The 12,497-nt window shown below is 44.9% G+C and carries 13 protein-coding genes; 1 reads left to right on the forward strand and 12 read right to left on the reverse strand.

The window, feature by feature from the left end:
• Window positions 1–12: 12 nt before the first annotated feature.
• From PAN94_RS09100 to tgt, 6 genes are all read right to left on the reverse strand, one after another.
• Complete coding sequence (locus tag PAN94_RS09100; protein WP_005591301.1) at window positions 13–312, reverse strand: 50S ribosomal protein L23; 300 nt, start codon at window positions 310–312, stop codon at window positions 13–15.
• Window positions 312–935, reverse strand: coding sequence for a 50S ribosomal protein L4 (rplD, locus tag PAN94_RS09105; protein ID WP_005591302.1), 624 nt, complete (start codon window positions 933–935; stop codon window positions 312–314). The genes PAN94_RS09100 and rplD overlap by 1 nt, the downstream gene beginning before the upstream one ends.
• Window positions 936–959: 24 nt before the next feature.
• Window positions 960–1,586 (reverse strand): 50S ribosomal protein L3, encoded by a 627-nt coding sequence (rplC, locus tag PAN94_RS09110; RefSeq protein ID WP_045498245.1) that lies wholly within the window; start codon window positions 1,584–1,586, stop codon window positions 960–962.
• Between the two features lie 81 nt (window positions 1,587–1,667).
• The gene (gene rpsJ, locus PAN94_RS09115) at window positions 1,668–1,976 is read right to left on the reverse strand and encodes a 30S ribosomal protein S10 (RefSeq protein WP_005591304.1); all 309 of its coding nucleotides are present in this window, start codon (window positions 1,974–1,976) and stop codon (window positions 1,668–1,670) included.
• Window positions 1,977–2,351: 375 nt separating this feature from the next.
• Window positions 2,352–2,990 carry a uridine kinase family protein gene (locus PAN94_RS09120; protein ID WP_148878389.1) on the reverse strand — a complete coding sequence of 213 codons (639 nt, stop codon included), beginning with the start codon at window positions 2,988–2,990 and terminating at the stop codon, window positions 2,352–2,354.
• Between the two features lie 25 nt (window positions 2,991–3,015).
• On the reverse strand, window positions 3,016–4,158 hold the full coding sequence (tgt, locus tag PAN94_RS09125; protein WP_285875579.1) for a tRNA guanosine(34) transglycosylase Tgt: 1,143 nt from the start codon (window positions 4,156–4,158) through the stop codon (window positions 3,016–3,018).
• 147 nt (window positions 4,159–4,305) lie between these two features.
• Between tgt and PAN94_RS09130 the strand changes: the two genes are divergently transcribed.
• Window positions 4,306–5,139, forward strand: coding sequence for a DUF975 family protein (locus PAN94_RS09130; RefSeq protein WP_285875580.1), 834 nt, complete (start codon window positions 4,306–4,308; stop codon window positions 5,137–5,139).
• A 194-nt stretch (window positions 5,140–5,333) separates the two neighbouring features.
• On the opposite strand, the gene PAN94_RS09135 is transcribed toward PAN94_RS09130, so the two are convergent.
• From PAN94_RS09135 to polA, 6 genes are all read right to left on the reverse strand, one after another.
• On the reverse strand, window positions 5,334–6,800 hold the full coding sequence (locus PAN94_RS09135; RefSeq protein WP_285875581.1) for an alpha-L-fucosidase: 1,467 nt from the start codon (window positions 6,798–6,800) through the stop codon (window positions 5,334–5,336).
• 225 nt (window positions 6,801–7,025) lie between these two features.
• Window positions 7,026–7,691 (reverse strand): DUF6287 domain-containing protein, encoded by a 666-nt coding sequence (locus tag PAN94_RS09140; protein ID WP_285875582.1) that lies wholly within the window; start codon window positions 7,689–7,691, stop codon window positions 7,026–7,028.
• 26 nt (window positions 7,692–7,717) lie between these two features.
• Window positions 7,718–8,386 carry a DUF6287 domain-containing protein gene (locus tag PAN94_RS09145; RefSeq protein WP_062006041.1) on the reverse strand — a complete coding sequence of 223 codons (669 nt, stop codon included), beginning with the start codon at window positions 8,384–8,386 and terminating at the stop codon, window positions 7,718–7,720.
• A 262-nt stretch (window positions 8,387–8,648) separates the two neighbouring features.
• A complete protein-coding gene (locus tag PAN94_RS09150; RefSeq protein WP_125406869.1) occupies window positions 8,649–9,146 on the reverse strand; it encodes a kinase in 498 nt (165 codons plus the stop codon).
• A 1-nt stretch (window position 9,147) separates the two neighbouring features.
• Window positions 9,148–9,585: a CoA-binding protein gene (locus PAN94_RS09155; protein ID WP_285875585.1), complete on the reverse strand. Its 438-nt coding sequence runs from the start codon at window positions 9,583–9,585 to the stop codon at window positions 9,148–9,150.
• Between the two features lie 260 nt (window positions 9,586–9,845).
• Window positions 9,846–12,488 carry a DNA polymerase I gene (gene polA, locus PAN94_RS09160; protein ID WP_285875586.1) on the reverse strand — a complete coding sequence of 881 codons (2,643 nt, stop codon included), beginning with the start codon at window positions 12,486–12,488 and terminating at the stop codon, window positions 9,846–9,848.
• Between the last annotated feature and the right edge of the window lie 9 nt (window positions 12,489–12,497).

A 12,497-nucleotide genomic window follows, 5' to 3' on the forward strand; every position in this document is an offset into this window, starting at 1 on the left:
TTCCTCCTTAGATTATTCTGCTTCAGCAGCTCCGAACAACTCGATTGCTTTTGAATCTGCTGTCAGAGTGATGATAGCTTTTTTAGTTTTGTTAGTAAAACCAGTGTAACGTCCAACGCGTTTTGCTTTAGGTTTTACGTTGATAGTGTTGACATTAGCAACTTTAACTCCTTCAAAAGCAGCTTCAACAGCTTGCTTGATCAAAAGTTTGTGAGCGCGAGTGTCTACTTCAAATACGTATTTGCCTGCTTCAAGCTGAGCCATTGAGCTTTCAGTGATGACAGGCTTTTTGATAACGTCATACAAATTCATTATGCAAGAACCTCCTCAATTTTAGAGATAGCTGCTTGAGTAACAAGAAGTTTGTCGCTGTTTGCGATGTCAAGAACACTTGCTGTTGTTGCTGTTGCAACTTTAACATTTGGAAGGTTACGTGCTGAAAGTGCAGCAAATTCATTTCCTTCTTCAAGAATAACAAGTACTTTTGTGTCAATGCTTAATGCTGCAAGCACTTTTGCAAACTCAGCAGTTTTTGGAGCTGTAAATGAAAGGCTGTCTACAGCTACGAATTTGTTTTCAGCAACTTTTTCAGAGTAAACTGATTTCAATGCCAATCTACGAACTTTTTGTGGAAGTTTGTAGGCATATGAACGAGGAGTTGGACCGAAGACGATACCACCACCACGCCATTGTGGAGAGCGGATAGAACCTTGACGAGCACGTCCAGTTCCTTTTTGACGCCATGGTTTGCGTCCGCCGCCTGATACTGCAGAACGGTTTTTAACAGCGTGAGTTCCTTGACGGAGGCTAGCGCGTTGGCTGATGATCACGTCGAAGACAACTGATTCGTTTGGTTCAATACCAAAGATTGCGTCGTTAAGAACTACTTCACCAGCTTCTTTACCAGTTTGGTCAAATAATTTTACGTTTGCCATTATGACTGATTTCCCCTTTCTTTATTATTTACCAGCTTTAACTGCTGATTTGATAGTGATAAGAGATTTCTTAGCACCAGGTACGTTTCCTTTGATCAAGATAACGTTTTTCTCTGGAACAACTTGTACGATTTCAAGATTTTGAATCGTTACACGGTTGCCACCCATACGTCCAGCCAAGTGTTTGTTTTTGAAAACACGGTTTGGCGCAACTGGTCCCATTGAACCAGGACGACGGTGGTAACGTGAACCGTGAGCCATTGGACCGCGAGATTGGCCGTGGCGTTTGATTACACCTTGGAAACCTTTACCTTTTGAAGTTCCTGTTACATCAACAACATCACCAGCTTCGAATGTATCAACTGTGATTTCCGCACCAACTTCCAAGCCTTCAATGTTTTTGAATTCACGAATGAAGCGCTTAGGAGCCGTGTTAGCTTTCGCTACATGTCCTTTAGCAGGTTTGTTGCTCAATACATCACGAAGGTCATCAAAACCAACTTGAACTGCGTTGTAACCGTCTGTTTCAACTGTTTTCACTTGAAGAACAACGTTTGGAGTTGCTTCAACAACAGTTACAGGGATTAATTCGCCAGCTTCAGTGAAGATTTGAGTCATTCCCACTTTTTTCCCTAAGATTCCTTTTGTCATGAGAAAATGTTTCCTTTTCTATTTTTTTATCTAAAAAGTTTTTAACGAGCGTTTTTTATGCTCAAGATACCAAGCTTTAAATTAAAGTTTGATTTCTACGTTCACACCGCTTGGAAGGTCCAACTTCATCAAAGCGTCAACTGTTTTTTGAGTTGGGTTGATGATGTCGATCAAGCGTTTGTGAGTACGCATTTCAAATTGTTCGCGAGAATCTTTGTATTTGTGAGTCGCACGAATGATTGTGTAGAGGCTACGTTCAGTTGGAAGTGGGATTGGACCCGCAACTTCAGCACCTGTACGTGCAGCAGTTTCTACGATTTTTGCAGCCGCTGTGTCAAGTGTACGATGTTCGTAAGCTTTCAAACGGATGCGGATTTTTTTGTTTGCCATCTTTTTCTCCTTTTTTCGTCTATTTAAGATAATAGGCTAGCTCCACAAGAAAACCGACAAGCGATTGCGTGGCAATGCAACCGAGCGTGTCGCAACCTCTTGCATCAAAGCTACACGCTGTTTTTTACAGCACCATAGTATCTTAACACAAAGAACCAAGCATTGCAAGGGATTTGAGTATTTTTTTAAAGATTTTTAGGATAATTTTTTATGAAAGTGTTTTCTAAGTAACTTATAAATCTTGTAATCATTTATATAGAAGAAAATTTAGATTATTCTACCTATTCGTTTGAGTTTTTGCTCAAAAAATAAAAATGCTCACTGACGCATGTCAGTGAGATTAAAAATGAAAAATTTGCTTTTAGCTACTTTGTTTTATAACAAAGGGCTGTCCCTTTCAATACGAAAGTCGTTTCCTGACTGGCAGATGACAAGGTCGGCAGCCGCTAGATAGGGTTGATAAAAGTGCCTATATTGCTCTCGCCGAGCTAAATGCGTCTGCTCTATCCACTCCGGTCTACGTTCTCGCACAGCCACATCCCGCGCCAAGCGGCGTTCTAACTCAGTTTGATCATCCGTGTAAAAGCAAATCGATAAATCAAACAAGCTTTTAGACAAAAAAGCTGCCGACATGCCTTCTACTATTAGAATCGGCTTTTGAGCTGACAAACGCAAACTCGGTGACCAAGCTTTTCCAATGCTCAGAATATCCAGACCAGACTGCAAAGCACAAATATCGCGCTCCAGACTACTGAGTTCATGAACAGCTGGGATACAAGCCGTTACTTTTTGATGAGGAAAATCCTTAGAACTGAGCAAATCGCGATACTCTCCAGTAATTACATAAGGATCTGTTTCCAGAAGATTAGCTCCTTCCTCACCCAAGGTTAGCTGAAGTTTTCGAGCAAAAGTTGACTTACCTGAAGCTCCGTGACCAAAAATCCTCAGAGTGTGCTTTTGACCATCCGAAAGATAGTCTACCAAGCTTTCCAACAATTTTCCTTCATCAGACATACTTCTTCCTTTCTAATGAGGACTCTTAGAAATTTCTCTTGGAGCGGTTGTAGCCGTAGCGCTCGACAAAGTCTTCGCGGAATTCTAACAGATTATCATCCATAATGGCTTGACGAACCTTCTTCATAAGGTTTACCAAGAAGTAAAGATTGTGGTAACTGGTCAAGCGGAGGCCAAAGGTTTCATCAGCTTTGAGCAGGTGGCGGATATAGGCCCGCGTGTAGTTTGTACAAGTGTAGCAATCACAGTCGTGATCCAGTGGCGTGAAATCTTCCTCAAACTGAGCGTTTTTAACAACCAGACGTCCCTCGCTGGTCATGCAGGTGCCGTTTCGGGCAATCCGAGTCGGCAAAACGCAGTCAAACATATCAACGCCACGGATAACACCATCAATCAAGCTATCTGGCGCCCCAACTCCCATGAGATAGCGGGGCTTATTTTCAGGCAGTAGAGGCGTTGTGAAATCCAACACCGCATTCATCTCCTCATGAGACTCACCAACAGCGAGACCTCCGATAGAGTAGCCTGGGAAATCCATGCTGACCAAATCTTGAGCAGACTGGCGGCGCAAATCTTCAAAGCCAGCTCCCTGCACAATCCCAAAGAGGCCTTGATCGTGTGGACGAATGTGAGCCTTGAGTCCGCGCTCTGCCCAACGGCTAGTCCGCTCAATAGACTTCTTGACATAGTCATAAGGCTGGTAGAACTGCGGGCATTCATCAAAGGACATCATGATGTCGCTACCTAAGTTGTTCTGGATAGAGATAGCCTTTTCTGGCGACAGGAACATTTTGGAACCATTGAGGTGGTTCTTGAAAGTCACTCCTTCTTCTGTGATGTTGCGACTATCCGCTAGAGAATAAACCTGAAAGCCACCACTATCAGTCAGAATAGGCTGGTCCCAGTTCATGAACTTGTGCAGGCCACCTGCACGGGCAATCAGCTCATCACCTGGCCGCAACCAGAGGTGGTAAGTATTGGCCAAGATGATACCAGAACCCATTTGCTTGAGCTCTTCTGGCGACTGGGTCTTGACCGTAGCCTGAGTGCCGACCGGCATAAACATAGGCGTTGGGAAGGTTCCGTGGGGCGTGATAATCTCCCCCAAACGAGCACTTGTGTGCTTTTCTTTTTTGATCAAACGATACTGAATCGGTGAATCTGACATGTTTCCTCCTGCTGGGAAAGACAGTCCCAGCTATTTTCTTCTATAAAATAAGCGACAAGCGCTCATAAGATACCGTATGATTTTACCAAAAAAAGTCTTGTCTGTCACGATATGTGGTATAATAAAAATCATGAAATGGAGGTCTGTATGAATTTAAGCGAAATCCGTGCCCAGGCACGCACTATCCGAAATCAAACCAACGGCATTTACTCGCTCTTTGCCATTCCAACTCTGGTAACCATTTTATCTACCTATTTGTCACCCAACCGTCATTTAGAGGAAATTGTCCCCCAGCTGGAGATCAATCAGGCCTTTGTTGCGATTTTTGGCCGTCAAATTTTTCCACAAATTGTGGAATTTATCATCGCTCTGCTCTTTTTATCTGCTAGCTTCAGCATGATGGAAGTCGTCCGGAAAAAACGCGATACGGTTGGCTTTACAGATATTGGCCGAATCTTTTCTGCTGAACTTTTTTCGCCAATTTTTATCACACAGCTGACCAAGAGTATTCTCCTCTTGTTGTGGAATTCTATCAGCCTTGTCGGTTCATTTTTCCTTGTTTTCAGCAGTTACAAGGTGCTGGCTATTTATGGAAAGATATCCGATTGGTCCCAATTGACAGCTGCTAGTCCTGAAGTGGAGCAAATCGTCAGCTATGCGCCCATGATGTTTCTCGGCACTCTCATTGTCTTGGCTGGTACGGCAGTCTTCCTGATGGCCAACTACGCTTACTCTCAGACCGACTTCATCCTTTACGATCAGCTGAGCACTGGCACCTACCAAGGACCTTGGCAAGTTCTTGTGCAAAGTAGACGCATGATGAAAGGCTATAAATGGAAACGTTTCTTGCTGGATCTGAGCTTTATCGGCTGGTATATCCTGATTGGTATCACACTGGGAATCGCTGGGGTCGTGGCCTATCCTTACATCACTACAGCTCGGGTACTCTTTTATGAAAATTTAAAATCACTAGGTAAGTAAAATGAGAGTGGGACAGAAATCGGTAATTCGTTAGAATTCGATTTCGTCGTCCCACCTCCGCACAGTTGAGTAGGGCTGTAAAAGCTGATGAAATCAGCGTAGTAGAGCCCGCTCAACCACTGCGTCTTGCTCGACAATCCAAAGACAATTGAGAGGCTAGGACTTTTGTCCCAGCCTCATTTTTTCGTCTAGATTTAACGCAATTGAACCTTCAACACCAAGGGTAAGTCGCCTGCTACACTCGGCATGAAAAGACGCAAACCTTGGGGCATTTGTTCCCATTCAAGCGGTTCCTCATAGCCTAGTAAGGATACCTCTTCTATGATACCATGAAAGCGAGACGCGGGATTTTCTCTTTCGTCAGCCAAGGCCTGAATCGTCAGCCACTGATTTGCTGCAGGCTCCATCAGAAAGGCATACACTGCTCCGCCCTTGGCCGTGAAACGGAAATCCTGGTTTGTATAAGGGATGTTTTTACCATCCGAAAATGGCCCACTATCTACTTGTGTCGGACCTTCTCCAAATTGCCTCCACGCGCGTGAATCATAGATCGCTTGACCATTCACTTGGAGCCAAGCCCCGATTTCTCTCAAGATTTCTTGATCTTTTTCTGGAATCGTCCCGTCTCCTTTTGGCCCAATATTCAGCAACAAATTCCCATTTTTGGACACGACATCAATCAAGGTCTGTATGATTTCCTTAGCTGACTTATAGTCAAGGTTCTCTGTGTAGCCCCAAGAATTTCGAGCGATAGCCGTATCTGTCTGCCAAGTGAAAGGCTGGATCTCTGCAAAACCGCCGCGTTCCACTTCCACAATCCCCGCACCAAAAGCCAGCGCATCATGCTTGTAGCAGATGCTAGTCGGCTTCCCAGAAGCTGCTCCTAAATTATAATAATAGGCCGCAAAAAGCTTTATATACTCTTTAAAAGCTGCATGCTGAATCCACCAATCAAAATACAAAATCTCAGGCTGGTAATCTCGAACCAGCTCACAGGTACGCAGGAGCCAATCATCTAGAAACTCCTGACTCGGATAAGGCTGACCAAACAAATCATGGTGGTCTGGCTCTGGCATAGCCGGCCAGTAGAGTTCCTCGCGACTGACTTCGCTGGCAATGTCACTAGCAAACTCCTTCCCATGTGAAAAGAAAAAGTGATGCTCCGCCCGATGGGAAGAGGTACAAAAATGTACTTGCTCCCTTTGAGCTGCCTGACTCAATTCTCCCAAGATGTCACGTTTTGGCCCCATTTCTACACTATTAAAAGGAGAGAGCTGGCTGGCATAAAGCTGGAAGCCGTCGTGATGCTCTGCCACTGGGAACATGTATTGGGCTCCCGCTTCTTTAAAGAGGCGCAACCATTCGTCCGCATGAAAATTTTCGGCAGTAAAGAGTGGAATAAAATCCTTGTAGCCGAAATCTTTGTGAGGCCCGTAAGTTTTGATATGGTGGTCAAACTCTGCTGTGCCCTGTATGTACATATTTCGAGAGTACCACTCGCTCCCAAAGGCAGGAAGGCTGTAAAGTCCCCAGTGGATAAAAATCCCAAACTTAGCAATTTTGAACCAGTTGGGGACTTGATAAGTCGCAAGAGAATCCCAGTCTGGATAGAAGGGGCCTTGGTTAGCAACTCTTTGGATTTCTTCTAAAGATATTTTCATCGTTACTACCTCATCATTCGATTAAAACGCTTTCTTTTATTGTACCAATTTTTGCAGAAGAAAGAGCCATTTTACAAAAAAAAATCCAAAACAGCCCTACGAGCAAACTTTTTCGATAAAGCAAAGAAAAAGGAACAGCAATTAATTCTGTTCCTTGTTTTTATATTGCCAGCCTGATGAGTATTCGGAAAGCCACTCGCATCACGATGCTCATCATTCAATACATCAATTTGCTACCCGATAGTAGGGATGTTGAGATGCGTAAGTGAGATCTTGCCCCACTAAAATACGTTCTTTGGGATTTTCATTTCCTGTATCAGGAAGCGGAGCTCCTTTAGGGATTGCTGTAAAGGAAGCCCCGTCATTCCCTGATTTATAACCCAAAAACGCTCCGAACCTACCTTCATGCACTTGACTATTTGTCAAAGTGCAGTCGCTTGACTCATTTCCTCTGTAAGTATGGGACACCAAACCATTTGCATCAAAGACTAATTGGTTGCCCAAATCGTCTTGCCAAGTACCAGCAATGCTAGAGAAATCACCATTTGCTAGAGCATTGGCATCTATTCCTGAAGCTACAGGGGCCACTGGATTAGCCGGAGTTGTTGGAGTGTTCGAATCTGCTGAAGTCTTGTTTTCCACGGGCTTCTCAGCTTGACTGGAAATACCCTGGTCGCTAGAAGTCTGAGGAGTTGAAGAGGATGTCACGGAGTTAGAAGCAGAACTTTGCTTAGCTGATGGTTTGGTAGAAGACTTGCTAGAACTGCTAATTTTAGAGCTCTGAGAGGTAGAACTACTAGGCTCCGTAGAAGGCTTAGAGCTACAAGCTGCGAGCAGGAAAGCAGAACACAAGGCAGTGGCTGTCAATAAAATAAGTTTATTACGTTTCATAATAGAATCTCCTTGTCAGTTTATCATTAATTTGCTACTCGATAGTAGGGATGTTGTGCGGAAGAGATTGCATCACTTCCAAGCATGATTTGTTCTTTAGGCGCTGGAGCACCATTAAGTGGTAATGCTACGCCCACTGGAACAGCGAATAAAGGATCACTACTGCCTGCTCCATTATAACCAAAATCAGCTCTAAACTTATCTCCTTCTACATGACCATTATAAATAACGTTATGGTTCAATGTCTCACCATTATTACGTTGCAATGTTACTAATCCATTTGCATCAAAAACTAATTGATTGCCCAAATCGTCTTGCCAAGTACCTGCAATGCTAGAGAAATCACCATTTGCTAGAGCATTGACATCTATACCGGAAGTTGTTGGAGTCACTGGGGTAGCTGGAGTTGGTGACGTGTTCGAATCTGCTGAAGTCTTGTTGCCCACAGGCTTCTCGGCTTGAATGGAAACACTCTGGTCGCTAGAAAGCTTAGTAGTAGAGGATGCTTTTGCTTCGTTGGAAGCAGAACTTTGCTTAGTCGATGATTCAGTTGACGCTTTACTTGAACTGCTAATCTTAGAACTCTGAGAAGTAGAACTGCTAGCCTCCGTGGAAGGCTTAGAGCTACAGGCTGCGAGCAGGAAAGCAGAGCACAAGACAGTGGCTGTCAATAGAATAAATTTACTACGTTTCATAATGAAATCTCCTTGTCAGTTTATCATCAATTTGCTAAACGATAGTAGTGATGTTGGCTTGCATAGGGGACATCTTACCCCACTAGAATATATTCTTTAAAGCTTTTGTTTTGTAACAAAAGAAATATTTTGTAATCTAATTGTAATCCCATGAAATAATTTTGTCAATATTTTGTGTGATATTTTTCTCAAAATTTATCTGCAATTTATGAAATACTTTTTTAATGCAAAAGCACAGGAGTTCCTCCTCCTGTGCTTCGTTTCAAATTTTCTCTAAATCCTGAACGATCCGCTCAAAGGCTGCCTCCAAGGAATCTTCGTCCCTAAAGAACGATTCTTCTTGCCAGCCTAAGAAATCTCGATCTTTCCACCAGCGCTTCATGTCAGCTGGGGTAAATTCCTCTTGCTTCGCTCTGGTCTGATGGCGGCTAACGGTTTCTTCAAAAGTCAAATCATAGCAATAGGCTAGAGTCTGAGAACCAAATAAATTCCGCAAACGCTCTAGCATGTGCCCATAAATATCTGTCTCATAGAAACCTTCTACCAAGACCAGCAAATCATGTTCGTAGCCGAAGCGTGCCAATGTCTCTGTCAGGTCAATAGATAAATTTCCCGGCTCTACTTTTTCTTTAAGCATGTCCCGTCTAACTGTGTCCTGCGCAATCAAAAGAGTCCCTTTGCCATAGTGAGCCTGCAATTTTTTAGCCAGACTCGACTTGCCAGAGCCGGAATTTCCACGAATGATAACTAACTTGGCCATCTTATTCGCCCAGAATCAAGCGTGTATGCTCGCGCTTAATGCAGCGATCCATGACAATATCGTCGTGACCAGCTGCACGCAAAATCTGTTCAGCTTCTTCATTTTCTAAGCCCAACTGAGCCCAGAAAATCTTGGCATCTGCTTCAAGAAAATCACGCGCCACATCTGGCAAAAACTCGCTACGACGGTAAACATCGACAATATCCACTGGGAAAGGAATGTCTTTGAGACTGGCATAAACTGTTTCACCAAAAATCTGACGGCCCGCCGCCCGTGGATTGACTGGGATAATGCGATAGCCTCGCTCCTGCATTTCCTTGGACACACGGTTACTAGTCGTTTCCTCACGGTCTGATAGACCGACAACAGCAATCACCTTGCTGGTTTCTAGATAGCGCTTGACAACGCCGTCACTGGGATTTTGAAAATGGTAAGTCATAATGCTCCTCCTGTTTTATAAATAATTTTTAACTTTTTTAACAATGATATCTTAGCTGAATACGGTACAAAAAACGTGATTTCCCTCGCATTCCTTGAATGCTGTGTCAGCTTTCTATTTCACTTTGTGTTTTACGCCCTTGATATCTTAAATTGAACACGAGCTAAAACCTTGGAAAATAAATAATCCGTTCTAGGAGCATGGCTCCTTCGTCCGAATCCCTAATTTTCGGTCGGTTTTGACGCTCTTTGTATCTTGTTTTACTTTGCCTCGTACCAAGTTTGGCCGGCATTTTCATCTGCTACCAGTGGAACAGCCAATTCAATCGCAGCTTCCATGGTTTCTTTGACCAGCTGGCGGACGGCTGTTAGCTCGTCATTTGGCACTTCCAGCACGATTTCATCGTGAACCTGCAAGAGCATGCGAGACTTGAAATTCTTCTCTGCCAGAGCTCGGTCCAGATTAATCATAGCCACCTTGAGAATGTCTGCGGCGGAGCCTTGAATTGGGCTGTTAATAGCTGTGCGCTCCGCAAAATTTCGGATGTTAAAGTTGCGGGAATTGATATCTGGCAAAGAACGACGGCGATGGTAAATAGTCTCTACATAGCCCTTATCACGCGCCTCGCGGACGATGGTTTCCATATAATTCTTAATCCCTGGGAAGCGCTCAAAATAAGTCTCAATATAGTCCTTGGCAGCCTTGCGGGAAATGCCCAGATTATTGGCCAATCCGAAGTCAGAAATGCCATATACCACTCCAAAGTTGACAGCCTTGGCATTGCGGCGGTCATTGGGCGTCACATCCTCTGCCTTTTCAATACCAAAGACCCGCATAGCGGTAGCCGTATGAATATCTTCTCCATGCTGAAAGGCAGCAATCAAATGCTCGTCCTGCGAAATGTGAGCCAGCACCCGCAGCTCAATCTGGGAATAATCCGAGCTGAGAAGCACACTGTCTGCCCACTCCGGTACAAAGGCCTTGCGAATCAGGCGCCCCTGCTCCAAACGAACGGGGATATTCTGCAGGTTCGGGTCAACCGAGGACAGGCGGCCCGTCTGAGTCAAATCCTGAACATAGCGAGTGTGAATCTTGCCGTCAGCCGCAATCGCCTCCTGCAGTCCGATGATATAAGTGGACTGGAGCTTGCTGATTTGACGGTATTCCAGAATCTTAGACACAATCGGTGCAATGGGTGCTAAACGCTCCAGCACATCCACCGCTGTCGAGTAGCCCATCTTGGTCTTTTTGGTGTACTCCAGTGGCAGCCCCATATCCTCAAAGAGAATGGTTCCCAGCTGTTTCGGTGAGTTAATATTGAACTCCTGACCAGCCAGATCATAAATCTCCTGCGTTAGACTTTCCAGCGTCTTTTCATTTTCTGCCTGCATACCCTGCAGGGTTTCCCGCTCAACCTTGATCCCCGCAATCTCCATCTTGGCTAAGACAAAGGCCAGCGGCTGCTCCATTTCAAGCAACAAACCCAGCTGGTCGTGGGAACGGAGCTGCTCTTGCATTGGCTCTTCTGTTTCCAGCAGTACTTGAACCTTACGAGCTAGATGCTCAAAGAGCTGCTCTTGCTCCGGCAAAGCGCGCTTGGCTCCCTTGCCATAAACCTCATCATCCGTCGGCAGAATTGTTTGACCGTAAAGGCGAGCAATAGTCGCCAGCTCATTATCCTCGACCGTCGAAAGCAGATACTTGGCTAGGCGCGCATCAAAGGATGCTACTGGCAGTTCAATGCCGTAATGACTGAGCAGTACCTTGGTCCGCTTGAGGTCATAGGTTTTCAGAGCTGTTTTTGCCAAAAAATCCTGAAAGAGAGGCTGCTGCAGTAAATCGCTGGAGCCGACATAAATCTGACGGCTATCGCCCCAGGCAAGGCCGACAATCTCTTCCTTATGGTAGTTGTCACCCAAGATTTCAAAATAGAAGAATTGCTCTGGTGCCAGCATATCTGCTGTCACCTCGGTCACTTTGGCAAATTCAATAGGTTTGACTTCTACTAACTCCTGAGTCGTTCCTAGCTGACCCTTGAGCTGCTTGAAGCCCATCTCGTCGTAGAACTTGCTCAGGGCCTCTAGCTGCGGACCCTTATAAACCAAATCATCCAGCCCGATTTCAATCGGAGCCTGAGTATTGATGGTTGCTAGGGTTTTTGATAAGAAGGCCTTGTCCTTGTCATTGATCAGATTTTCCTTCATCTTGGAAGCCTTGAGCTGGTCAATGTTTTCATAGAGATTTTCCAAAGAGCCATACTCCAAGAGGAGCTTGAGGCCAGTCTTCTCACCGATCTTGGTCACGCCAGGGATATTATCCGACTGATCGCCCATCAGCGCCTTGAGGTCAATGAACTGCTCTGGCGTGATGCCCATCTTTTCCATGAGGTAGGCTGGGGTAAATTCCTCGAACTCAGCCACGCCTTTCTTGGAGATCTCCACCACGGTATTATCATCCGTCAGCTGAATCAAGTCTTTATCGCCGCTGACAATGGTCACATCGTAAGGCACTGCTGTCTTTTCAGCCATCTTGTCCAAGGTTCCGATGATGTCATCCGCCTCGTACTGAGCCAAGTCGTAGTAGTGAATGCCTAGGTGCTGCAGCATTTCTCGGATAAAGGGCAACTGCTCACGAAATTCATCCGGCGTCTTGGCCCGACCTGCCTTATAGTCAGCATACATCTCGGTCCGGAAGGTCGTCTTTCCAGCATCAAAAGCGACTAGGACATGAGTCGGCTGCACGCGCTCCAAGAGATGATTGAGCATGAGGTGGAAGCCATAAATGGCATTGGTGTGCAAACCCGATGGACTCTTGAAACGGTCGATTTGATTATAAAGCGCAAAAAAAGCGCGAAAAGCAACGGACGAACCGTCAATTAATAATAATTTGTTCTTTTTTTCCATAGGTTTATT

This window comes from Streptococcus sp. SC1 (assembly GCF_030272855.1).
Lineage (GTDB): Bacteria > Bacillota > Bacilli > Lactobacillales > Streptococcaceae > Streptococcus.